This window comes from Kribbella sp. NPDC051770 (genome assembly GCF_040681455.1).
Classification (GTDB): Bacteria; Actinomycetota; Actinomycetes; order Propionibacteriales; family Kribbellaceae; genus Kribbella.
The window spans coordinates 2281-23486 of the sequence record NZ_JBFAYT010000009.1; the positions used below are offsets into that span (position 1 = coordinate 2281).

Consider the following 21206-nt stretch of genomic DNA (forward strand, 5'->3'; position numbering starts at 1 on the left):
GTACGCCGACCTGCCCGTACGCCGACCTGCCCGTACGCCGACCTGCCCGTACGCCGACCTGCCCGTACGCCGACCTGCCCGTACGCCGACCTGCCTCGAGGAGGACGGATGGCTGCACCAACTGGTCGCTGGCGAATCATGGCGATGACGAGTCGACCGTCCGCGCAACCCATTGGCCGGGCCCTGCGGACTGACGGACGCCCACCACTCACCAACCCGACCCATTCGCGGACGCCCCGCCGACGATCGGCGCCCGGAGCGGACTTGGTGAGTGGTGCAGATCCGCCCTTGCCGCAACTGTGACTCACCATCACAGCCCGTGTTCCTCATCACCCAGGCCCCCGCCCGGAACCGATTTTTCTTCCAGGCCCTCCATCCGCTAAGCTTTCCGAGTCGCAAGAACGCGGGGCTTTGGCGCAGTTGGTAGCGCGCTTCCATGGCATGGAAGAGGTCAGGGGTTCGAATCCCCTAAGCTCCACCGCAGGTCAGAGGCCCTTTCCCGGTTGGGAAAGGGCCTCTGATTTTTGACCCGGGAGGCTAATCGGGAGGCTACGGCTCCTCGCTGGCCTCGCCGCGGCTCTGCCCCGGGAAGATCTCATCCATCTTCGTAGCCCCTTCGGTGAGCACTGGTCGGAGTTCGTGCCGGTAGACCTTCTCTGTCACCGTCGTGCTGGCGTGCCCGACCAACCGCGAGATGTCTTCGATCCGGACGCCGTTGCTCGACAGAAGCGAGACGAAGCTGTGCCGCAGTTCGCGCGGCGTCCACATTGCTGGATCGAGGCCGGCGGCCTTCACTACCTTCCGGAAGGCCCGACGTACGTTCGCGGCATCGAGCTGGGTGCCGAGTTCCGAGGTGAACACCAGGTCGAGGTTCTGCCAGCGGTCTCCTGCCGCCCGACGCCTGACCTCTTGGCGCTCTCCGTGCTCCTCCAGCACTCTCACGCACCGCACGGCTAGTTCCAGTGTTCGCCGGGACTTGCGTGTCTTCGTGTCGCCATGGGATCGAACTGAGCGCCAGACCTGGATCGATGGTGGTACCGGAGGGTCTGCGTTCGGCTTGCCAACCAGATCGAGGTTCGGCCAGGTCAAAGCCCGCATTTCTTCGGTTCTGGCGCCTGTCAGCAGTGACACGACGATGTAGGCGTGCAGCGGCGAGGATTCGGCGGCCTTCAAGATCGCATCGGCCTGCTGCACCGAGAGCGATTTCGACGGGCGCCCGCCGGTGCCGGTCGGGATCTCGCACAGCATCACCACATTGCGGTGTACCTTCTCCCGCGCCTGCGCTCGGACGATCGACCGACGCAGGATCGAGTGGAGCCGACGGAGGGTGTCTGTGCTGAGGTGCTTGGCCTTGACGGCGAGCCATTCGTCTACCTCGTCGGCACTCAGGGCCTGAAGCTTCTGAGCACCGAGAGCGGGAATGACGTGAGTGTTCGCCAGGCTGCGCAGGTTCTTGACGGTGGTTGCTTCCCGCTTGTGAAGGCCGAAATCGAACCACTCGTTTACGGCCTGCTCGACCGTGTAGTCCTTGGCAGCCAACGCGGCGCGATCCTGCGCCAGCTTGAGTTTCTGCTTGAGCTTGTTCTTGGCTTCGGTCTTGGTCTTGGCGCTGGCCGTGATCCGGGGACGTCTTGCTTTCCCCGCCGGAGCGGGTCCGAGGTACACAGCCGCGATGTAACGCTGCTTGCTGGCATCCCAGTGGATGCCGCCGTCGCCCTGGCTACGCCGCTGCGGCACCGGCAGCCTCCTTTGCTTCCAGCTTCAGCATGTTGACGTAGTCAGTGATGGCTTCGGCCGGAACCCGACGGCTCCGGCCCTCTGAGACGGTCTGGAGGCGGCCCAGACGGATCAGCTCGTAGACCTGACTGCGGCTGTAGTTCAGCAGGACGACAGCTTCGGCGATGGTGTAGAGCGCGCGGTTCGGCAGCAACGGCAACACGTTGGAGTCGGTCATTGCGAGGAAGGCTCCTTCGAGGTAACGAGATGGCCTGACAGAACTGACGAAACTGACAAAACCGATGCCTGTTCAGTGGGCGGTATGGGTGGCGGGGTGGACTTCGTACGTGGTGCTGGGGCGGCCTCCTTTGCTGGTGATCTGGGTGAGGCGGGGGCGGATGTGGCCGTGTTCGGTGAGCAGGGTGAGTGCGGGGTCGAGGTCTTTGGCGGTGGCGAATCGGTTGCCTTGGAGGCCGCGTAGTGCGTCGCGGCGGGTGAAGGTGTCGAAGCCGCGTTTGCGGATCCAGTCCAGGACGGTGCGGGCGTCGTCAAGGTCGGGGTCGGAGCGGCCCATGAGGTCGTAGACGGCCAGGGCGTGGTCGAGGTAGTAGCGGCCGACGGCTTCGGCGGCGCGCATGGTGTCGTCGGTGATGGGCTGGGCGTAGCCGTGGTGGAAGGTATGCGCGACGTGCAGGAGCGCGGCGAGGCGGACGGTCGCGCCGGCGAGCTTGGATGCCCAGTCGGTGATAGGCGCGAGCTGCCCGGTGCGCGGGTCGAGCCGGGGTTCGAGCCAGTCCTGGAACTCGAGCAGGACCTGTCGGGCATCGGCGGTCAGCTCTAGCTGGCGCTGGCCGTCGTCGGGGTTGCTGTACTGGTCGCCCGCGAGCACCAGGACCAACGTCCGGAGGGCATCGGCGTAGGTGGTCTCCACGGCTTCGGACACCGGTTCGGCCTGATTGTTGCGCGAGCCGACGGTGTTGGCCGGGAGGCTGTACAGGATGCGTGCGATGACGCCCCGGTCGCGGAATCCGGGCATCGCGGCGAGACCGGCCAGGGTGCCGGGCTGAGTGGTCACTCCGAGGGTTAGCGCGGGTCGCTCGATCGTCTCGGCCGGGCGGCCTTTGCGGTCCACCTGGAGCTTGTCGCCGGCGTGGCCCTTGAGGAACACCCCGAGGTTGGGCGCTGCGGAGTAGCGGGTGCCGGTGAGGGTGGCGAACACGTCGCCCTCGGCCGACAGGACCGCCATCCGTCCGCCGTGCGCGGCGAGCAGGGAGATGCACGACTCCGGCGTCACGTCGTCGGTCATCAGCCGGGGCAGCTCCGGTACGACGATCGCCGTTGCTTCCTTGGCCGCGCTGGTGGCATCGGCCAGTGCCTCGGTCGGGTTGGCCTGTGCGGTCTCGGCCTTCTTGGCGAGCTGTTCGGCCTTGGCCCACGCGACCCGCGACGCCAGCTCGGCCTCGACGCGCTGCTCTGCGACCAGCTCGCGCAGGGCGTCTTCGGCGGCCGACAGCGGAGAGGTCATCGCCCGGAACACCGGCGACTTGCGCGAGCCGGGCGGCAGCGCGGTCACCGTGTACAGGTTCACCTGCTCGGTCCACGACCGGTCGACCTTGACCAGGACCCGGCCGCCGGCGGCGGTGGACAGGCACGCCAGCGCCACCGACGCGGCCAGATCCAGCGGTGTCTGGGTCGCCTCGGCCACCGCGGTCACCTGGTCGGCCAGCCAGCTCGGGAACACCTCGACCGGGAACGGACGCAGCAACCGGTCGGTGCGCAGCGGCACCGGAGCACCGTCCCAGACCGGCCCGCCGGCCTCGACCGGAGACGCCGTCTGATCGTGATGCATGGGTGTGTGCTGAGTCTTTCCCTGTCGGTGGAGCTGTACCGGGGCGGCCAGTTCGGTGGTCCACGGGTCGTCTTCGGGCGGCTCGGTGATCGGTGGGAGCCAGTCGGGGAGTTCAGCGGCGCTCATGCTGCTTGGTCCTCCTGTGTGGCGTTCTGAGGGCCGTTGGCGGTCGGGCGGGGTTGGTAGTCGCCGGGCCGTGGCCTGCGGGCTTCTGCGACCCGTTGCGCCTCGGTCATCGACAGCCGTCGCCCGAGCTCGCGCATCGACGGGTCGAGCAGGCTGCGGACCATCCGCTTCGCCATCGCGGCGTGCTCGCCTGCGTGGTCGCCTCGCCACTGCTCCCACGCGGTCTGCTCGGCCGCGCGGTGGGCATCCAGCTCGGCCGCCAGCCGGGTCGGCAGGTCGTCGCGGGTGGTGGCCCAGCACTCGGCCGCGACGATCGCGGCGGCGAGCTTGCGAGGGTCGGTGTCGGCCAGCCGCGCCCACTCGGGAGAGCCGTAGCGGGGCCGGTCGGTGATGTGGGCAACCATCGTCTTCGCCCATGACGTGCGCTCGTGGGTGAGGGCCGGTTCGGTGGGGGTGAAGCGTGGGGGCAACATCGGTCGGACTCCTTCGCTCGCGTCGCGTGCTGGCTGGTCGATCAGGGTGGTGCTGGGCGCCGGGAGGGCCTGACACAACTGACAGAACTGCCACAACTGGGGGTTTTGTCGGTTTTGTCGGTTCTGTCAGGGGATGCGCGGCCCTCCCGGCCGGGGTTGTGTCAGTTCTGTCAGTTGTGTCAGGAGGTCGCCGTGCTAGGCGGCCTGGTCGCCGAACAGGTCGAGCTGGTCGGGGTCGGTGGTGGTCTGGGTGTTGATCGCGGCCCGGCGGGTGGCGGTCTCGCAGCCCGCGCACAGCGCCACCAGGGCGGCGGTCGTGACGGCGGCGGTCAGGGTGACCGTGGGGTCGGCGGGGACGGCGGCGAGCCGGTGAGCGGCGCTGTGGACGATCCCGCAGCGGCGCTGGGTCTTGGTGTGTGGCTTGCCGCACTGACCGGTGCACTCGCAGCGCCAGCCCGCGCCGGACAGCACGTTCTGCCACGTCTGCGCGCCGATCATCGGCGGCCGGAACGGGTCGAACGTCGTTGCCTCGACGGCGGTCATGCGGCGGCCTCGTGCAGGTAGTGGACGGGCTTGCCGGTGTGGTGGGCGTGGTCGATCTCGCGGCGGGTGGATTCGCCGATGTAGCCGCCGGGGTTGACGATCAGGACCCAGCAGGCCAGGTCGATCTTGGTCAGGTGCAGCGCGTCGAGGCGCTGCTTGTCGGCCTCGGTCATCGCGTCGCCGGCGTGGGCGAACACGCCGGGCGCAAGCACGATGTTCCCGGCCAACGTCAATTCACAGTTCGCGGCGGCGATCTGGTCGCGGAAGCGGGTGGACCCGCAGATGGTCACCACGTGCGGGGTCTGCTCAGCGGTGGGGATGGTCATGGGTGCGTTGGCTCCTTGGTGGTCGGTGGCGCGGTGGCGGGGGTGGTTGGTCAGCGCTTCCACCACGGGACCTTCTTCTGCAGTTCGGCGGCGCGCTTGTTGTGCTTGTGCCAGGTCGCGGACGGCTTGGCGTCGCCGCGCTTCTCCTGGCGAGCCTGTTCGGCGTGCAGTGCCTTCATGGTCTGGCGGTAGGCGGCGTAGTCCTTCTTGGCCTGGTTCTTGTCCTGCGGGTCGTGCTTGGCCATTGCGGAGGGTCCTGTTCTGCGAGAGGGGTTTCAGCGGTTGGTGCGGTGGTCGAGGAGGTGGCGGCCGAGGCGCTTGCGGCGTCCGGTGCCTTTGCAGCGGGGACAGTTGCGGAACTTCTTGCCCGACGGGGAGCGGGACTTGCCCGCGCCGTTGCAGCGTCCGCAGTTGGCGTAGGGCCAGACCGAGCACGCGGCCAGGTAGAGGCCGGTGAGGATCAGCGCGGCGACGACCAAGACGGCGACCTGTTCGGGTCGGCTCAGCGCCTGCGCGGCGTCGGCGGCGGTGGCTCCGGCGAGGATCAGCCCGGTGCCGGCGAGCATCAGGGTGTGAATGGGGTCAGTCATTTTCGTCACTCTCTGTGTCGGTGGTTGGGCGTGGGTGGTGGAGGCGAGCACCTAGCGGTGGTCGCCGGATCGGCTGGTCGGGGGCCGGTTAGCTGGTGGTGATCGGGTTAGGTCTCTAACCCGGGCCGGTTTCGGGGGCTAATCCGGCTCTGACCTGCGGTTAGTTAGCGAGTGAGGTGGGTTAACCGGGGGGCCGGAGACCGCTGGTCGGAGCCGGTTCGGAGCGGTTCGCGGCCCCCCGGTGGCCGGGCTAACTGGCGATCGGGTCGGCGTCGTCGCCCGCGTCGTCGGCCGGGCCGGCGTCGCGCTCCCGGAGCACGATCGCGTCACGGACGGTGACGGGGTTGAGGGGGAACTTGTTGCCGGTCGAGGGGACCTTGATCCCGTGCTCGGCCGCGAGGATCTCCCGCAGCGCCTTGCCAGTGAGGCTCTGGTACGGCGTCCAGGTCGGCGCGAGCCGCTTGAGCAGCGCGGGCACGTCGGCGATCGCGACCGGGTCGGTGTGCAGGACCTCGTCCAGGTCGGCGAGCAGGTCGCGGGTCTCGATCTCGGGGCGCCGGGCCTCGGTCGGGGCGGGCAGGTTCCGCTTGGCGATCGCGGCGAGAGCGCGGTCGATGATCGGCGTGATCTGGTCGTTGCCCTCGGCACCGTCGAGGAAGAACCATTGCAACGTCTCGTACTTCGCGGCGGAGAAGCCCTTCACGATCGCCGTACCGCGGTTCTCGCCGGGGATCAGGTCGGTGGCCCGAACACCCTGCTTGAACGCGCCCTGCCCCAGCAGGCCGTCGTTGGCGACGTAGTCCTGCACGTAGAACGCGACGTTGTTGGTGACGTTGCGGGTCACGTCCTTGGGCAGTGACGTGGCGGTCGGGGCCTGGGTCGAGACCCGGAAGTGCATGCCGCGCTTGCGGCCGAGCTTCACCAGGCCGATGGCGTACTTGGCGATGTCGGCGCCGTACTCCTCGTGCTGGAAGGCCACGTGCGCCTCTTCGAGCAGCCCGACCAGCGGGTGCAGGCCGACGTTGCGGTCCGCCAGCTCGCGGGTGACCTGCTCGACCTGGTAGGTCTTGAGCAGCTCACCGCGCCGCTCCATCTCCTCGAACATCTCCTTGAGGTCGTCGCGGATCTGGCGGATCGACTCGTCGTCGGCGCCCATGACGTAGCGCGAGCAGCGGCGCTTGAACCGCTCGAAGTCGAAGTTCTGGTCCGGCACCCAGATCCGCATCTCCACGGTCGGGTCGAGCGCGCAGCCGGCCATGAAGATCTTCGACGCCGACGACTTGCCCTGTCCCGGCGCGCCGCCCACGATCGAGTTGCGGCCCATCACCGGCTCGCGCAGCGCGTCACCGCGCAGCGTCTTGCCCGCCGGGACGCCCTTGAACACGTCCACCAGGCCCTCGCTCAGCAGCGGGTACGGCCCCGGGCCGCCCGTGAGCGCGCCCTTGTCGGCAACCCACAGTTCCAAGATCCCGGCCTCGTCACCGGTGGTCGGCCACACCTCGGACCCGGCGCGGTGCAGGCTGGTCGCCAGCGCGACGCGGCGCTTGGAGATCTCCTCGGCGGGGACGCCGCCAGGCAGCCGGATCAGCGCGTGCGTGCCACGGCCCTGCTGGCGAGCAGGGGTGATGAACTGGAGCTTGTAGCCCTGCTTCAGGTAGCGGGTGATGTTCGGGATGCGCAGCGAGTCCAGCGCCTGCGCGATGGTGGATTCATCGATCGCCATGTCCAGCTCGGTGTCGGCCGTGGTGACCATCCACGCGGGCGGTTCCGCGATGCGCTTGCCCTCGCGGAACAGGGCGATCACGACCAGCACGGGCAGCGCGAACGTGAGCACCGTCCACGCCACCCCACCGACCGCGATCACGAGACCGATGAGCGCGAAGAATCCGGCCCACACGCCGCTGAACGATCCCGACCCGGTGAGCTTGGCGAACACCGCGATCACGAACACGATCACCGGCGTCGCGAGCGTCGCACCGACCGCGACTTTCAGCACGCCCCAAGCGAGCTTGGGAGCGTCCATCAGCCGGTTGTGGCGGCGCTCGGTGGCCAGCTCCTTGGCGGCGGTCCACTCCTTCAGCGCCTCGCGGTCACCGGCGGCCTCAGCGGCCTTGATCTGACGCCGGTAGACGCCCATCGTCCCGGCGTCCCATGCTCGCTTGGCGTAGGACTCACCACCCTTGACCACCGTGTACGCGGCCCGCGCGGTGACCTTGCCGGTCGTCTTGGTGCGGTCGTGGGTCGCGACCCGCTTGGCGACCTGCCCGGTGCTCACCGCTCGCCGGACCAGCGCCCCGCGGTTGGCCAGCCGCTGGTCGAGCGCGGCCGACTCCTCCTCGCTCAGCACCTCGCCCTCGATGACCTCCGCGTCCACGACGTCGTGAACGTCGGTCGTGTCGATGCGCTCGGAGGTCTCGTGAACGATGCCGTGGTCGGTGTCGTGAACGTCTCCGTGAACGGCCTCGTGAACGTCGGCGTGAAGCCGGTGCACGTTGTCATGGCCGGTGTCGTCGGGCCCGTCATGATCGCGGTCGTGGTGGCTGTTCATGCGTTCCTCCGGTCGGTGTCCGGGGTGGTCTCTGGGGTGGCCGGTCGGGCGATCAGATAGACCCGGATCGCCGTCGTACGGCGGTTGCGGAAGGGACGTGACGGCATCGAAACGATCTCGACTCCCGACGCGGTCAGGTCGGCCAGGACGGCGGCCACGTCGGTGGCCTGCCCGATCAGCCGGACCCCAACCGTGCCGCTGGCCGGCGCGCCGTTGACGGTGCGGTGGCTGGTCATGCCGCGCTCCGCTCGGTCAACTCAGCGCCGTTCCAGCCACCGAGGTCGTGGCCAACACAGACGGCGGTGGATGCCACCAGGTCGCGGGCGTTCGGCGGGCACACGGCGTTGCCGATCATGCGGGCTTGCTCGCGTTTGGTGCCGAGCACGACGTAGCCGGGCGTGAACGCCATCCCGGCGGCCTGCTCGCGGGGCTCCAGCATCCGCAGTTCGCAGTCCTCGACGTTCGGCGTGCCGTACTCGAGAACCGACTGGTGCCCGGCGGTGGTCAGCGTGCGCAGCGGCTCGTTCACCGGCGTGCTCATCTCCGATCCGTCGCCCCTGCTGGAGTTGTTCCGCATGACCAGGGCGTAGCGGTCGCGGGTGGTGAAGGTGCCGTGCGGTTCGTCGGTGGTCCGGGCGATGGCGTTTCCGTAGTAGGGCACCAGCAGCGCGTGGTGGTTGCCTGAGGCAGCGAACGTGTCGAAGACCTGCCCGGTGGTCTTGGCGGTGTTGTTGGCGCGCAGCGGCACCACCAGCGCCTCGGACTCGGTGGTGGTGCGGGTCCGCATCACGTCCAGGACCGAGCTGGCGTCGTTGTTCCAGGTGCCGCCGGCCGGGACCAGCAACGCGTTCTCGTTGCGGGTCGTCTGGGTCCGCAGCACGGCCGTGACCGGGAACGGGCGCTTGCCGTCGCGGCCCTCCATCGGGACCACCATCGGCACGCCGCCGCGCGCCTGCTTCTCCAGCGCGGCCACGATGCGCTGCATCGTCTTCGCGGCCAGCGGACGTGTCCGGTCCCCGATCCGGGTACCGCGCAGCGACCAGTCGATCGCCGACCCCGCAGGCAGCCAACCCGGCTCCACGACCGCGTTGCGGCAGCTCACGCGAGGGCAGCGCCACACGTACTGAGCGCGGTAGCGGCCCCACGCCTTCGCGGGGTTCTTCCACGCCTGCATGGCCCGCACGACCTCGTCACAGCCGGGGCAGTAGGCCAGCGGGCGGGTCCACCGATCCAAGTCCGGGTGCGGGGTGCCGCGCTGGTGGCACACGACGTACACGCGGTCCCTGGACTGCGGGGCAGGCAGTCCGCCGGCCTGGGCGTGCATCGAGTTCTGGTAGACGACGTGCAGGCAGTAGTCGATGGCCTCCATCGAGTTGCGCCACGTGCCCCACAGCACCCACTTGGCCACGTCCACGACGTTCTCGACGATGACGACCGGGTAGCGGTGGAATTCGGCGAACCGGACCACGTCCCACATCGTCGCCCGCGACCGCTCGGCGGCCTCGTCCGGCAGCACTTCGCCGAACAGATCCGGGGTCCGGTCGATGTTGCGCTTGCGGGCCTTGGCGATCGAGTGGTTCGTGCACTCCGGGGAGAACCACGCCGCCATCGTGCGGGGGTAGCGGCGCGGATCGACCTGCGACAGGTCGGCGCAGTCGTGGTCGGTGGTCGGGTGGTTGGTGTTGTGGGTCTCGACCGCGAGCCGCCAGTGGTTCGCGGCCATCACGATCTCGACGCCGGGCACCTTCTTGGCACCCGAGCTGGTGCCGCCGGAGCCACAGAAGAAGTCAGTCCAGTCGTACATGGGATCAGGCCTCCAGAGCGCGCAGGTCGAGGTCGTTGAGCAGGTCGAACAACTGGTCCGGGCTGACGGCGATCCACCCGCAGTAGGTGCCGTCCTCGGTGTCGAACGTCGGTCGCGCGGTGATGCCGAAGTCGGCGAGCTTGCGGCAGGCCCGCAGCGCGTAGTCGCGGGTCGCCTGGTCGTCGGCGTCTTCGCCGGCGGGCCACGCGGTCAGGTCGTCTGGGTTGGGGTACGGGGTCGGCATCACGCGGCCTTCCTCTCGATCGACTCCACGGCGTCGGCCTCGCCCGCGACGGCGGGCTGGTTGAGGTCGTGTTCCAGCAGGGCACGAGTGGCCTTCGCGACCTTGGGCGACAGCCCGGCCGAACAGCCGGTGGTCTTGCGTGCCCACGCCGGGGTGATGAGGCTCGGGTCGGTGTGGTGGTCGATCGCGGCGAACGCCTCGTTCACGTAGTCGGCCAGCAGCTTCCGGCCGGGCTTGGCCGTCGCCTTCTTGCGCGGCTTGACCGACGCCTTCCGCGCAGCCGGGCTGGGGTTGGTCGCTGTTGCCGTACCGGACGGCTGTGCGGCGATCTGAGCGGATGGTTCCGGTGCCGGTGTCGTCAGTGCCTGCTCTACGGTGACGATCGGCTCAGCGGCCTCCCGCGGGTCAGCCAGAGCCGCCGCCTGCTCGGCTCGCAACACCGCTTCAGTGAGCCGGTCGCGCAGCACCGGTGCGGTCTCGGCCGCGCAGAACACCAGCAGCGGAGGAACCGAGTGCAGCACGATCCCGGCCACGTCGAAGTGCGCCCACGAGTGCCAGGTGTTCATCGCGAAGGTCGCGGCGAACGCGAACCGTTTCGTGCGACCGATCCACTTGCCCGTGTCGCTGACCTGGTACCGGGCGGTGATCTGCTCAGCCCGAAGGACAGCGATCAGGACCAGGGACACCATCGGGTCGAGCAGCCAGGCCGCGAACCACGGCAGCGACCACAACGCCGCGCTCTGAGCGGCGAACGCCTGGACGTTGACCATCGTGAACGCCAGACCGAGCACGATCCCGACCCACATCAGCACGTCCACCTGCGTACGGATCGACTCGACCCGCAGCGCCACCACATCGGGGTGAGTGGACAGCGCCCGAACCTGCGACGCCTCGGACGCAGCCGTGCGCAGCCGCGCAACGCTCGACTTCTGCTCAGCCTGGTCGACCGCGGCCGGCGCGGTCACAGCAACAGCGGTGCTCATCGGTTGACCTCCTGCGTCATCGCCGTACGGGCGTCGGCCAGGAATCCGGCCAGCACCCACAGATCGCCGTGCGCGGTCGCGGCCTCGGCCGACACCGCACCGGCCTTGCCCATGCGGGGAATCCCGCCGGACAGGACGAACTGCGTCAGGTGCTCGAACCGAGCGGCCAGCTCCTGGGCCACGTCGTCGGTGGCGTCGATCCCCAGCCGCTCAGCCCACACCTCCGGCAGACTCACGGTGCGGCGGCTCATCGCTTGCCCGCCTTGCTGGCGTTGGTGTTGGAGCGGTTGGTGTGCAGGTGCGGGCAGCACACCGGCGACCCGCAGAACCGGTAGTGCTTCGGGCTGCACCACGCGGCGCAACCACTGGTCCGCACGCTGCCGTTGCTGCGCGGTTTGCTCGACTTCCTCATCACGCCGCACCGTCCTTGGCCTGGTCGGCGGTCAGCTCGCGGCGGGCGGCCAGGGCGCGACGCTCGGCGCGGCGTACCCGCCGGCGGTCCAGCGCCGACGCGGCCGGACCGGCGGTGATCAGCGCAATCTCGGCGTCCAGTACGTCCAGCTCAGCCGCGATAACCGGCCATTCGGCGTCGATCGCCGCCAGCTCAGCCGCGCTCGGCTCTTCGTTCGCGACGGCCTGAAGGTGGATGATGTTCACGGGTTGTGCTCCTGTCTCAAGCAGATGTGTGCGACCCAGACGCCTCGGCGGTAGCCGCCGCCGAGGCGTCATAAGAACTCAGTTGCGAAACTGTGTTGCGCAACAAACTAGCGGATAGATTCAGGGTTGCGCAAGTGGGGCGCGGTACTCTTGCTGCGTGGCTGATCTACGAGATGACCTGTCGGCGGCTACACGCCGCTATCGCGAGACCGAGGCTGCGCACGAGGAGGCCCGGCAGGAGGTACTGGCCGCGGTTCTGGCCTCTCTACGAGCTGGCGTGACGCCGACTGAGGTCGAGCGACTGTCGCCCTTCACGGCGGCCTACATCCGGAAGGTCGCTCGAGCCGAGGGGGTTCCGCCGGCGCCGCCTGGTCCGAAGCGGGTTGTGGCGGGGGAGTCGGGGCGTTCATGACCTCAGCGTCGGCCCGATTCTGGGGAGCGGAGCGCACTCGCCAGGCTGCGTACTTTTGTGCGCAATGGCCTGGCCTTCAGGGGGTTCACTAGAGGGACCACGCGAGCTGAGGGGAAGTGCAGATGCACGTAGGAGAGCGGATCGGGGCCTACCGCAAGCGACGCGGCATGTCTCAGGAAGCCTTGGCCGGCCTCATCGGAATGTCTCGCTCCTGGCTGTCGCAGGTCGAGCGCGGCATCCGGGGCGTCGACCGGTTGTCCACCCTGAACGACCTAGCCACCGTCCTGCGCATCGACGTCACCGACCTCATCGGCCGTGACTGGGTCCTCGCTCCCGATGCCTCGGAGCAGGTGAGCGCCGTTGACGCCGTCCGCAGCCAACTGGCGGGCTATCACCACCTGCTGGGGGAGCGGGTGATTCCCTGGCCGCTTCCCCAGCTGCGCAACGGCGCAGTGCAGGTGCATCAGGCCTACCAGGCTGCGAAGTACCAGTCCGCGACGGCGATGCTCCCCGACCTGATCCAAGCCGCAGACGCGTACGACGGCTACCAAGGCCGAGATGGCCGCGAGACCCACCTAGCGCGCTGCTCCGTCTACTCCGCAGCGGCAAAGCTTCTGACCAAGGTGGGGGAGCACCAGCTCGGCTGGCTCGCCGCCGATCGAGCAACTCACGCAGCCATGGCGGCCGAGTCCAAGACCGCCCAAGGGATGGCGGCCTACCAGGTCGTCTGCGCCCTCCTGCGCAGCCAGCGAACCGACGACGCGGAACGAATTGCAGTCCGCTCAGCCGAGGGGCTTATGGCGTCAACCGGCTCCGACGCGCCCGACGCGGTCTCGCTCGCCGGGTCGCTGTGGTTGATCTCCTCAGTCATCGCCGCGCGCCGCTCGGATCGAGCGACCTCAACCGAACGCCTGGCGACAGCCGACCAGCTCGCCGGCCTACTCGCTCAAGACGGAAACCACTGGTGGACCGCCTTCGGCCCGACCAATGTCATGATCCATCGAGCGTCGGTCGCCTCCGAGTTCGGTGATCCGTCCGGTGTGCTGCGCGTCGCAGCTGAGATCGACACCGACTCACTCCCGGAAGGTCTGCAAGGCCGCCGATCGCGCCTCCACATCGACCTCGCGTGGGCGCAAGCCCAGGCCAAGAACGACATGGAAGCGATCCTGCACCTCAAGCAAGCCGAACGCGTTGCTCCCGAATCAATCCGCTACCACACGATCGCCCGCGAGTTGGTCCGCGAACTTCTCAAGCGCTCCCGCAAGCCCACCCCAGCCCTAACCGCCATCGCAACCCGCGCAGGAGTCCTCGCGTGACCGACCGAGTTCTCTACCTCGTCGTCTGCGGAGCACCTCTCGCCAAACGTGTCGGCGACGGAGTGCGGGCAGCTCGCGAATCCGGATGGAGTCCGTATCTCATTCCGACGGACGCAGCCCTCCCGTGGTTAGAAACCCAGGACCTGGAGGGCGCTCCAGTCCTCACAGCGAACCGCAAGCCGGGCGCTCCGAAGCGTGCACCGGTGGCTGACGCTGTCGCCGTCGTCCCGACCACCTTCAACACGCTAAATGCCTGGGCCAATGGCAACGCCGGAACGTATCCGCTCACGACGCTGTGCGCAGCGCTTGGCGCTCGTACGCCGACCGTTGCCGTTCCCTTCGCCAAGCACGATCTCGCCGGCCACCCGGCCTGGCTCGCATCGCTTGCCGTGTTGCGGTACGCCGGTGTCCGCGTCGTCAATCCCCACGACGGGTCGAGTACGGCCCTGGCTCCAGTCGCATCCGGCACTGGCGAGGAGGTAGCCAAGCGATTCCAGTGGAGTTGGGTACTCAACCAGCTTCAGGAGGCAGGTGCGTAGGCCGGTGTGTGGTCCGTAGGGCTGTGGGAGCGGTCGATCTTTCGCTGGTCTCTGGACGGAGCGGGCAGCGGGCTAGAGGGCTCTGCGGTGCCCGTGTTGAGTCGGAGTTCCGGACGCGCCCGACGGAATTGCGGTAGATTGCCGCCTGACATTTCGCCTATTTGATCCTGGTGGGGCGCTCGTGGCACAGATCGCGGATGAATCATTTAAGCGTGCGATACTGAACGTCGCCGGGTGGGGGGATACAGACGTCTTCCCCTTTCCCATTGAGAATCACATATTCTACGACTTGCCGGACGATGTGCTTGGAGCTCTGCGGGCCCTTGCCGCCTCCCTCTCTGCAAAAAATACTCTGCCGTCTGAGCCATTCTCGATGTACTCGTGCCTCGCCCCAGTCGGGTACCACGGATTTCGTTGGGCGACTCAGATCGAACCAATATGGAACGCCTATCTCCTTGGTGCGGTGCTTCAGATAGCGCCTCAAATCGAGGCAAGTCGTCTAAGTGAGAGCGATGGTCGAGTCTACTCGTATCGGTTCCGCTCGGCACCGCATGATGGGTTGTTTGCATCGGATGGGTGGCGCGATTTTCAGTCGCGTTGCCGGGCGCTCGCGGAGGAGCACGCATATGTGGTGGCGGTTGATATCGCCGATTTCTATGCTCGGGTCTACCACCATCCGATGGAAAATGCGATCCAAGCTGTCGATGATTCTGGCAATCTTCATAGTACGATAACGCAGGTCCTTGCGCGCCTATCCGGGGGCACTTCGTATGGCCTGCCGGTAGGGGGACCTGCCGCGCGAATGCTAGCGGAACTGTTACTAGATACAGTCGACCGTCTGCTACTGATTGAGGCTAGCACGAAGAATTTCGTTCGGTATGCTGACGACTACCGCTTCTTTGTAAATACGCTCCCGGATGCGTATAGAGCCATTGGTTACCTGTCTGAGAAACTCCAGAGGAACCAGGGGTTGTCGCTCCAGAAATCAAAGACGCGCATCATGAAATCAGCCGAGTACATTTCTATTCTCGATCCCGTCGAACTCCCGGCCGGAAGTGCCGCCAAGTTCCTGAGCCTGCATATCCATTTCGACCCCTATTCGGCAACGCCAGTCGAGGACTATGAACGGCTGAATGCGAAGATTCAAGAATTTGACATCCTTGGGATGCTGCGCCATGAGTTGACGAAAGGTCGTGTGAATGCCGCACTCACCCGAAGACTCGTGGGTGCGCTGAAGTTCATGGATGGGGAGACGCGATGGCAAGCGCTGCTATCCCTTCTGGAGAATGTTGACACGCTCGCGCCGGTGTGGCCCCAGGTCATGTTGGCGTTCCGTGACTGCTTGAAGGACCTCAGTGACGAGCGGATAGAACAGGCTCACGAGGAGATCAGAAGACTAATCAACGAGAATCACCATGTTGCTCAGATCGACCTCAATCTCTCATATATGGTTCGCGTTCTTGGGCAGAAGCATTCCAGTCAGAATGCGGAATTGTTGATGCGAATCTACGGCGGGCCACACGGATTCGGGAGCGGTCCAGCTCCCAATCTGCAACGAGACATCATGCTTACGCTAGCCAAGTGGAACGTGCGCTTCTGGTTATCGGACCAGAAGAGCTACGTTGAGAGCATGCACCCATGGGTAAAGCGCGCATTTATAATTGCAAGCTCTCAGATGGGTGACGAGGGCCGATTCTGGCGAACCTCTGCACGTCGGGGCTACACGCCGTTTGAAGAGGTAATCAAGAAGTGGGTTGGGGATAAGATGAATAACAATTCCTGGGAGATCCCGATATGATCAGCGTCGCGCATTTCTGTCGCCAAACATCAATTTGGCGAGATGTTGCACCGATGCTTGAACTAGTGGTTCGTTGGCTCAACACCCAGGTTGTGAATGTCGGCTTCCCAGTCGCTGAGATCTCGCGCCCATCTCGACGGGCATTGATCTCCGAAACGGCATTTCTCCTTGCCGCAAATGGTTATGAAAGTATCCCGACTGCTCTCGCCGAGGAATTCGAGCGCGATGCGCGACGATTCTTGTCACAACTCCCTCGTGGCGATGCCTCCGCTCAAAGACTTGAATCGGTTGAGTGGCGAGAAGTCGCGGGACTGCTGGCGAATATCGATCGCTGGACCGCTCAACTTAGCTCGCCGCAGTTTCAGCCTGAGATACCTGGCTGCGGGGTCGTCGATGCCGCGGTCGCCGACATCAGGACTTTGACCACGCTGATTGAGGTGAAGGCAGTAAATAGGCAGTTTCGCGCCATGGACATGCGGCAGGTCCTTACGTACTGCGCGCTACTGCATGCCTCTGAGCGTGCGCCGTCACATGTGAGTCTTCTGAATCCGAGGTTAGGGCGGGTCGTCACGGTCGAACTCGCAGTGGTGGCAGCCGGCGCATCCGGCCTTGGTGCGATTGAGCTTCTAGAAGATCTCGTGCAGCGGATGACTGGTCTTCAAGTTTCGGCGTAGACGGTGCAGTGCGGCGTGCAGTCCAACGAGAATGTGTCACCTGATGACTGCGACGGGGCCGCTGCGCAGTCTGGGATGATGCCCTAGATTCAGTTGATGATCTCCTTAAGCGAATCGGACCCCGCCGGCTGGCTTGAGGCCATCGCGACTGCGATCGTCGCCCCAGGGACCTTGCTGATCATCTTTCTCCAAGTGGTGGACCGGATGAGGCAAGGCGACGATCGACGGCGGGCTCAGGCAGCGAAGGTCCGCGTCAGTCAACCGTCTGCAGGCGGAGAGTGGACGCATGGCAACACGTGGGAGAAGCCGGTGAAGTTCACCGTGGTCAACGCCAGCGACGACGTGGTCTCGAAGCTGCAGATCACCGTTGTCCACCAGGTGCAGTTGCCGGGTGGGGTGGTGAGGACCTACAAACCTCACGTGTGGGAGCGAAGCCGACTCGATCCCGGGACGGACTGGCCGGTCGAACTGAATCTGACCGAGGAGAGAGGATCTAGGTGGCGAGGCAGTACGGCATCACTCCTGTTCACCGACGCGGCAGGCAACAGGTGGCGTCGAGATGCCGGCCACAACCTGTCGTCTCGCGGTCGCGACGACCGGAGCCAACCTGGGTTGGTGGAAACTCTTGCTCAAGCACTGCGCGAGTATCGCGAAGCGCGACGAGCCGGGTGAGCCGGATGTAGCGAGCTTATGAGCCGCCTGGCTGTTCCCGACGGCCTCCCAGAACACCGGGGTTCGATCGTGTTTCCGCAGGTCAGGGGCGGGTGCGCATCTCGACTGTAAATCTGTCGGCGGCCGATCGGCCGTGCTGCCCCGACAGCGTCGTCGATAGAGGGGGCGCGGCGAACGGTAGCCATGTGGTGCGCCTCCCAGAACCGCGGTTGTCGAGCCATCATGATGAGCCCGTGGAAGATGAAGCGGATTCAGGATCGCCTGAAAGTGAGCTTGAGCTGGCCGGCGCATCGCTGGGTGCAGCGCAACTCCAGCCGTGGCAGCGCGGGGTGGTCGGAGGCGTTGGTGTTGTGATGCTGTTGGGAGCGATCCTAGGCACCCTACTGGGTGTGGACGGCCTCGGCGAAGGGGTCCTTCTTGGCGTCCTGCTCGCCGTTGGTGTGGGGCTCGGCTACACGGGTCTCACGGGGCAGCAGATCACGAAGGTGGACCTGGCGGGAAACCGGATTTCGTGGAGCACACTTACCAGGCTGGCCGCTAGCCCCACCGTAGCGCGACCGGTCCGAGAGAAGGCACTGGAGCAACTGTTGGAGGCGGTCCCCCAACTACCGTCGGCGCAGCAAGACGTTGCCAAGATGGCTATTGGGGCACTGCATGGCGGCATCCAGTATGAGGCGGACGTGATCGCCGCGCTCGAGCGGATCCAGCCACGGGCCTATGTTGGCTCGACGGCGCCCGGTGCGGCGACCGCCGCACCTTTCGATGCGCTGTTGCGTGGGCCGAATGGGCGCGCGGTGCTGGTTGAAGCGAAGTACAACTCACGCAACGGCATGGAGGCTGGCGACCTGCGGAGGGTTGCCGAGCTGCAACGACGGCTGACCGAGACTGACCCCGCATACCGAGATGCCATTAGCGTCCTTGTAGTGAACAAGCTGACCCAGAAGGCATCGGAAGCTGCGGTGACGCTGGAGGAGGAATCCGGCGGACGACTCTGGGTTGTCGAGTGGGCAGGGCCCGCAGACGACCAGATGCTGCGGACCGTCCTGTCGGCAGCGTTGAACCAAACGTGAGCGAGGGGGGCACAGTCGTCACGGCGTGGCAAGGGCGTCACGAGCCGCTGGAATTTACCTCGGACCGGGCAGCTCCCAGTGGGTTTGCGGGAGGCTAATCGGGAGGCTACGACCCTGCACTGACCTGGATCGCACCGGACGTCGGTGGACTCAGGAACATCTGGAGGAAAGCGCACCCGGCACACGAGAAATCCATGGCATGGAAGAGGTCAGGGGTTCGAATCCCCTAAGCTCCACCGCACATCCAGAGGCTCTTTCCCAGTTGGGGAAAGGGCCTCTGTTTCGTTGGGCTGATCCCGGTGGCTTCTAGGCTCCGGGGATGAGACGACTTGCTTCTGTTGCTGTTGGGGTGGCGGCTGGGCTGGTGCTGGCTGTGGTTCCGGGGGCGGGTGGTGCCACCGCGGTCACGCCGTACGACGGGCGCTTGGTGGCGGTTGTGGATCAGGACACGAGTGACTTCTCGGCGGCGCGGGTTCGGGTGATGGATCCGGCGGTGAAGGACTGGAGCCGGGCCGAGGCGCAGAAGTGGGAGTGGCATCCGACTGGGGAGAACGGGTTTGGGGAGCTGGCTGCCGGGTGGGGTGCGCCTTCGGATGTGAAGTTGCGGCGGGAGCGGGGTGGGCGGGCGGTTGTGTTGGTGACTGACTCGCTGGGGCTGGCTGGGGTGATGAGTTATCCGGGTGGGCGGCGGATCTGGGGGGTGAATCTGTCGAGCCAGCCGAATCTGCACAGTGCGGAGTTGTTGCCGGATGGGAACGTCGCGCTTGCGGCGACTCGGGGTGGGTTTGTGCGGGTGTACTCGGCGTCGCAAGGGTCTTCGTCGGTGAGCTACGCCGAGTTCGCGCTGCCTCGGGCGCACGGTGTGCAGTGGGATCCGGTGCGGAAGTTGCTCTGGGCGCTTGGCGACACGACGGTCGTGGCGTTGAAGGTGGGCGGTACGGCCGCCGCGCCGACCTTGGCGCCGGAGCGGACGGTCGCGTTGCCGTCGCCGGGTGGGCATGACCTCACGCCGGTGCTGGGTGATCCGGATCGGCTGTGGATCAGTACGACGAGCTTCGTGTACCAGTTCAGCAAGTCGACGGGGAAGTTCATGAGCACGCACGACTGGCCCGACGTACGGAGTGTTGGGAGTACGCCGCGTGGGCAGGTGGTGCGGACCTCGCCGGCGCCGGACTGTGCGACCAGTTGGTGCACGGACACGGTGACGTTCAGCGGGCCGGATTTCACCCGCACGTTGCCCGGTGCCGAGATCTACAAGGCTCGGGTCTGGAGTTATCGGTACCTGTGAAGTGAGGCGTCCGCGCATGCCGTGATGAAGGTGAGCGTGATTGGTTCGCCGGCGTCTTCCACGAAGGCGAGGGCTGAGTGCGGGTAGGTGGCGGTTCGGGGCCTCGACGAGGGGGACGAGGCCCTCGCCGACGAACTCGTGGAGGCGGAGCAGGTGGCCGAAGACGATGGCCCGGCCCAAGAGGTGGGTTGTGCGGGTTTGGAGCAGGATGCGTCGGCCGTTGAGGTTGGGCCGGGATACTGGTGCGGTGAGCATCGACACCTCCGAGTGGGTCGCACTCAGCACTCGCTTCACCCCGGGCTGGCCGTGGCCCGAGGAGTCCTACGGGCTTGATCCGATGTTCGGCGCTGACGGCTGGTGTCGCGGGTGCGGCACGCCCAAGGGCCCGCAATCCGGAGCGTTGGTCATGCAGGGACGCAAGTTCCCTACAGCGGGCGTGTGGATGCCGAACTGGCTTTTTGATGTCGTGTGTCTGAGCGGCGAGGTCGCCGAGCAGGTTGCCGATCGGTTCGCCGTCGAGCTGAGAGAAGTCCGCAAACCGCTCGGACCGACCTCGGCACGGCAGCTCATCCCCACGGTGACTCGCCAGCCGTGGTACGACCCAGCCGGACTGAGTACGGCTGTGAAGGCACGTCACGCAAAGCACAATCCGAACGAGAGCGGCTCGCAGTGCTCGGAGTGCTCCACTTGGAAATGGCTCCCCATCGGCGAGGCAGAAGCCTCCGTGCAGCTCCGATCGATCACGTCCGCCACAGACGTGGTTGCGTCGCCAGAGGTTTTCGGCGACGGCTTAAAGGCGTTCAGGCATCTTCTGTTCAGGCGATCGCTCGGCGAGTTCCTCGCCGGCACACACCCCCGCGCTTGGCGCGTAGTAGAAGTTGCTCCCGCTGTCTGAAGCGGCCTGGCGCGGATCTCAGGTCTTCTCGTCGGTGGACAGCGAGGAGGCGTACGTCGTGATCAGGGTGAGGGTGATCAGTTCGCCGGCGTCCTCGATCAGGGGGAGGGTCGGGGCGGAGAAGGTGGCGGACAGTAGGTCGATGCCGATGGAGAAGAAGGCCCAGGTGAGTAGGAGGAGGGCGAGTCTTCGGTCGGTGCGGCGGGATGGTGGGGAGCCTCGGCGGTAGCTGGTGATGAGGAGGGCCAGGAGGGGGATGGCGGCGGCGAGGAGGATTGCTAGTTCGCCTAGGTCTTCGGTGCGGAGGCCTCGGAGGAGGTGGCGGTTGGGGTCGTCGATGAGGCGGACGAGGCCCTCGCCGAAGAACTCGTGGAGGCGGAGGACGTCGTCGAGGAGGAGGTAGGCGAAGATGACGGGCCAGGCGCGTACGCCGGCGCGGATCAACAAGAGGACCGTTGCGAGGAGTTTCAGGTACGTGACGAACTCGGGGACGGTGTAGTCGCGGGAGATGTCGAGGGCGGGGACGTCGGGCGCTGCGAGCAGGTGGAGGGCGATCAGGAGCGCGTCGGTGCTGAGCAGGAGGGCCAGCACCGGTCGTCGCTGCGGATCGGGGGTCATTCGAGCAGCATGCCTCGAAGAGAGCGCGAAAGGTGTCGATTCGCGGGGTGGTTGTTCGACCTTCT

At 66.5% G+C, this 21206-nt stretch carries 25 protein-coding genes and 1 tRNA gene; 9 read left to right on the forward strand and 17 right to left on the reverse strand.

The window, feature by feature from the left end:
- Nucleotides 1-405: 405 nt before the first annotated feature.
- Nucleotides 406-478 (forward strand) — tRNA-Ala (locus AB0M01_RS27250).
- 71 nt (nt 479-549) lie between these two features.
- On the opposite strand, the gene AB0M01_RS27255 is transcribed toward AB0M01_RS27250, so the two are convergent.
- The 16 genes from AB0M01_RS27255 to AB0M01_RS27330 all read right to left on the reverse strand — a co-directional run bounded on the left by AB0M01_RS27255 (nt 550) and on the right by AB0M01_RS27330 (nt 11859).
- A complete protein-coding gene (locus tag AB0M01_RS27255; protein ID WP_363674328.1) occupies nt 550-1737 on the reverse strand; it encodes a site-specific integrase in 1188 nt (395 codons plus the stop codon).
- Complete coding sequence (locus tag AB0M01_RS27260; protein WP_363674330.1) at nt 1721-1954, reverse strand: helix-turn-helix domain-containing protein; 234 nt, start codon at nt 1952-1954, stop codon at nt 1721-1723. Before AB0M01_RS27260 ends, AB0M01_RS27255 begins: the two co-directional genes overlap by 17 nt.
- A 72-nt stretch (nt 1955-2026) precedes the next feature.
- Nucleotides 2027-3565, reverse strand: coding sequence for a YfjI family protein (locus AB0M01_RS27265; RefSeq protein ID WP_363674332.1), 1539 nt, complete (start codon nt 3563-3565; stop codon nt 2027-2029).
- Nucleotides 3566-3687: 122 nt separating this feature from the next.
- Nucleotides 3688-4164 carry a DUF2742 domain-containing protein gene (locus tag AB0M01_RS27270; protein WP_363674334.1) on the reverse strand — a complete coding sequence of 159 codons (477 nt, stop codon included), beginning with the start codon at nt 4162-4164 and terminating at the stop codon, nt 3688-3690.
- Nucleotides 4165-4359: 195 nt separating this feature from the next.
- The gene (locus AB0M01_RS27275; RefSeq protein ID WP_363674336.1) at nt 4360-4707 is read right to left on the reverse strand and encodes a hypothetical protein; all 348 of its coding nucleotides are present in this window, start codon (nt 4705-4707) and stop codon (nt 4360-4362) included.
- On the reverse strand, nt 4704-5033 hold the full coding sequence (locus AB0M01_RS27280) for a hypothetical protein (protein WP_363674338.1): 330 nt from the start codon (nt 5031-5033) through the stop codon (nt 4704-4706). Before AB0M01_RS27280 ends, AB0M01_RS27275 begins: the two co-directional genes overlap by 4 nt.
- Nucleotides 5034-5083: 50 nt before the next feature.
- Nucleotides 5084-5278: a hypothetical protein gene (locus tag AB0M01_RS27285; protein WP_363674340.1), complete on the reverse strand. Its 195-nt coding sequence runs from the start codon at nt 5276-5278 to the stop codon at nt 5084-5086.
- 30 nt (nt 5279-5308) lie between these two features.
- Nucleotides 5309-5623, reverse strand: coding sequence for a hypothetical protein (locus AB0M01_RS27290; protein ID WP_363674342.1), 315 nt, complete (start codon nt 5621-5623; stop codon nt 5309-5311).
- Nucleotides 5624-5873: 250 nt separating this feature from the next.
- On the reverse strand, nt 5874-8171 hold the full coding sequence (locus AB0M01_RS27295) for a cell division protein FtsK (protein ID WP_363674344.1): 2298 nt from the start codon (nt 8169-8171) through the stop codon (nt 5874-5876).
- Entirely contained in the window at nt 8168-8407 is a 240-nt protein-coding gene (locus AB0M01_RS27300) for a hypothetical protein (protein ID WP_363674346.1), read from the reverse strand. The genes AB0M01_RS27295 and AB0M01_RS27300 overlap by 4 nt, the downstream gene beginning before the upstream one ends.
- Nucleotides 8404-9975, reverse strand: coding sequence for a DNA cytosine methyltransferase (locus tag AB0M01_RS27305; protein ID WP_363674348.1), 1572 nt, complete (start codon nt 9973-9975; stop codon nt 8404-8406). Before AB0M01_RS27305 ends, AB0M01_RS27300 begins: the two co-directional genes overlap by 4 nt.
- A gap of 4 nt (nt 9976-9979) precedes the next feature.
- On the reverse strand, nt 9980-10219 hold the full coding sequence (locus AB0M01_RS27310; protein WP_363674350.1) for a hypothetical protein: 240 nt from the start codon (nt 10217-10219) through the stop codon (nt 9980-9982).
- On the reverse strand, nt 10219-11202 hold the full coding sequence (locus AB0M01_RS27315; protein ID WP_363674352.1) for a hypothetical protein: 984 nt from the start codon (nt 11200-11202) through the stop codon (nt 10219-10221). The genes AB0M01_RS27310 and AB0M01_RS27315 overlap by 1 nt, the downstream gene beginning before the upstream one ends.
- The gene (locus AB0M01_RS27320; protein WP_363674354.1) at nt 11199-11453 is read right to left on the reverse strand and encodes a hypothetical protein; all 255 of its coding nucleotides are present in this window, start codon (nt 11451-11453) and stop codon (nt 11199-11201) included. The genes AB0M01_RS27315 and AB0M01_RS27320 overlap by 4 nt, the downstream gene beginning before the upstream one ends.
- On the reverse strand, nt 11450-11614 hold the full coding sequence (locus AB0M01_RS27325; RefSeq protein WP_363674356.1) for a hypothetical protein: 165 nt from the start codon (nt 11612-11614) through the stop codon (nt 11450-11452). Before AB0M01_RS27325 ends, AB0M01_RS27320 begins: the two co-directional genes overlap by 4 nt.
- Nucleotides 11614-11859 (reverse strand): DUF6284 family protein, encoded by a 246-nt coding sequence (locus AB0M01_RS27330; RefSeq protein ID WP_363674358.1) that lies wholly within the window; start codon nt 11857-11859, stop codon nt 11614-11616. The genes AB0M01_RS27325 and AB0M01_RS27330 overlap by 1 nt, the downstream gene beginning before the upstream one ends.
- Nucleotides 11860-12393: 534 nt before the next feature.
- On the opposite strand from AB0M01_RS27330, the gene AB0M01_RS27335 reads away from it, so the two are divergent.
- The 8 genes from AB0M01_RS27335 to AB0M01_RS27370 all read left to right on the forward strand — a co-directional run bounded on the left by AB0M01_RS27335 (nt 12394) and on the right by AB0M01_RS27370 (nt 20523).
- A complete protein-coding gene (locus AB0M01_RS27335) occupies nt 12394-13587 on the forward strand; it encodes a helix-turn-helix transcriptional regulator (protein ID WP_363674360.1) in 1194 nt (397 codons plus the stop codon).
- Nucleotides 13584-14126: a flavoprotein gene (locus AB0M01_RS27340; protein WP_363674362.1), complete on the forward strand. Its 543-nt coding sequence runs from the start codon at nt 13584-13586 to the stop codon at nt 14124-14126. The genes AB0M01_RS27335 and AB0M01_RS27340 overlap by 4 nt, the downstream gene beginning before the upstream one ends.
- A 181-nt stretch (nt 14127-14307) precedes the next feature.
- The gene (locus AB0M01_RS27345; protein ID WP_363674364.1) at nt 14308-15924 is read left to right on the forward strand and encodes an RNA-directed DNA polymerase; all 1617 of its coding nucleotides are present in this window, start codon (nt 14308-14310) and stop codon (nt 15922-15924) included.
- Nucleotides 15921-16598 (forward strand): hypothetical protein, encoded by a 678-nt coding sequence (locus AB0M01_RS27350; RefSeq protein WP_363674366.1) that lies wholly within the window; start codon nt 15921-15923, stop codon nt 16596-16598. The genes AB0M01_RS27345 and AB0M01_RS27350 overlap by 4 nt, the downstream gene beginning before the upstream one ends.
- A 96-nt stretch (nt 16599-16694) precedes the next feature.
- Complete coding sequence (locus AB0M01_RS27355; protein WP_363674368.1) at nt 16695-17270, forward strand: hypothetical protein; 576 nt, start codon at nt 16695-16697, stop codon at nt 17268-17270.
- 233 nt (nt 17271-17503) lie between these two features.
- Entirely contained in the window at nt 17504-18340 is an 837-nt protein-coding gene (locus AB0M01_RS27360) for a hypothetical protein (RefSeq protein WP_363674370.1), read from the forward strand.
- A gap of 319 nt (nt 18341-18659) precedes the next feature.
- Nucleotides 18660-19628 (forward strand): DUF6528 family protein, encoded by a 969-nt coding sequence (locus AB0M01_RS27365; RefSeq protein ID WP_363674372.1) that lies wholly within the window; start codon nt 18660-18662, stop codon nt 19626-19628.
- A 247-nt stretch (nt 19629-19875) separates the two neighbouring features.
- Nucleotides 19876-20523 carry a hypothetical protein gene (locus AB0M01_RS27370; RefSeq protein WP_363674373.1) on the forward strand — a complete coding sequence of 216 codons (648 nt, stop codon included), beginning with the start codon at nt 19876-19878 and terminating at the stop codon, nt 20521-20523.
- A gap of 18 nt (nt 20524-20541) precedes the next feature.
- Here the strand turns inward: AB0M01_RS27370 and AB0M01_RS27375 are convergent, their stop codons facing one another.
- Nucleotides 20542-21141: a hypothetical protein gene (locus AB0M01_RS27375; protein ID WP_363674375.1), complete on the reverse strand. Its 600-nt coding sequence runs from the start codon at nt 21139-21141 to the stop codon at nt 20542-20544.
- Between the last annotated feature and the right edge of the window lie 65 nt (nt 21142-21206).

Coding starts and splice junctions, on each gene's coding strand:
- AB0M01_RS27260 (WP_363674330.1), bottom strand. CDS start 1,954: ATGACCGACTCCAACGTGTTGCCGTTGCTGCCGAACCGCGCGCTCTAC.
- AB0M01_RS27265 (WP_363674332.1), bottom strand. CDS start 3,565: ATGCATCACGATCAGACGGCGTCTCCGGTCGAGGCCGGCGGGCCGGTC.
- AB0M01_RS27270 (WP_363674334.1), bottom strand. CDS start 4,164: ATGTTGCCCCCACGCTTCACCCCCACCGAACCGGCCCTCACCCACGAG.
- AB0M01_RS27275 (WP_363674336.1), bottom strand. CDS start 4,707: ATGACCGCCGTCGAGGCAACGACGTTCGACCCGTTCCGGCCGCCGATG.
- AB0M01_RS27280 (WP_363674338.1), bottom strand. CDS start 5,033: ATGACCATCCCCACCGCTGAGCAGACCCCGCACGTGGTGACCATCTGC.
- AB0M01_RS27285 (WP_363674340.1), bottom strand. CDS start 5,278: ATGGCCAAGCACGACCCGCAGGACAAGAACCAGGCCAAGAAGGACTAC.
- AB0M01_RS27290 (WP_363674342.1), bottom strand. CDS start 5,623: ATGACTGACCCCATTCACACCCTGATGCTCGCCGGCACCGGGCTGATC.
- AB0M01_RS27295 (WP_363674344.1), bottom strand. CDS start 8,171: ATGAACAGCCACCACGACCGCGATCATGACGGGCCCGACGACACCGGC.
- AB0M01_RS27300 (WP_363674346.1), bottom strand. CDS start 8,407: ATGACCAGCCACCGCACCGTCAACGGCGCGCCGGCCAGCGGCACGGTT.
- AB0M01_RS27305 (WP_363674348.1), bottom strand. CDS start 9,975: ATGTACGACTGGACTGACTTCTTCTGTGGCTCCGGCGGCACCAGCTCG.
- AB0M01_RS27310 (WP_363674350.1), bottom strand. CDS start 10,219: ATGCCGACCCCGTACCCCAACCCAGACGACCTGACCGCGTGGCCCGCC.
- AB0M01_RS27315 (WP_363674352.1), bottom strand. CDS start 11,202: ATGAGCACCGCTGTTGCTGTGACCGCGCCGGCCGCGGTCGACCAGGCT.
- AB0M01_RS27320 (WP_363674354.1), bottom strand. CDS start 11,453: ATGAGCCGCCGCACCGTGAGTCTGCCGGAGGTGTGGGCTGAGCGGCTG.
- AB0M01_RS27325 (WP_363674356.1), bottom strand. CDS start 11,614: ATGAGGAAGTCGAGCAAACCGCGCAGCAACGGCAGCGTGCGGACCAGT.
- AB0M01_RS27335 (WP_363674360.1), top strand. CDS start 12,394: ATGCACGTAGGAGAGCGGATCGGGGCCTACCGCAAGCGACGCGGCATG.
- AB0M01_RS27350 (WP_363674366.1), top strand. CDS start 15,921: ATGATCAGCGTCGCGCATTTCTGTCGCCAAACATCAATTTGGCGAGAT.
- AB0M01_RS27355 (WP_363674368.1), top strand. CDS start 16,695: ATGATCTCCTTAAGCGAATCGGACCCCGCCGGCTGGCTTGAGGCCATC.
- AB0M01_RS27365 (WP_363674372.1), top strand. CDS start 18,660: ATGAGACGACTTGCTTCTGTTGCTGTTGGGGTGGCGGCTGGGCTGGTG.
- AB0M01_RS27375 (WP_363674375.1), bottom strand. CDS start 21,141: ATGACCCCCGATCCGCAGCGACGACCGGTGCTGGCCCTCCTGCTCAGC.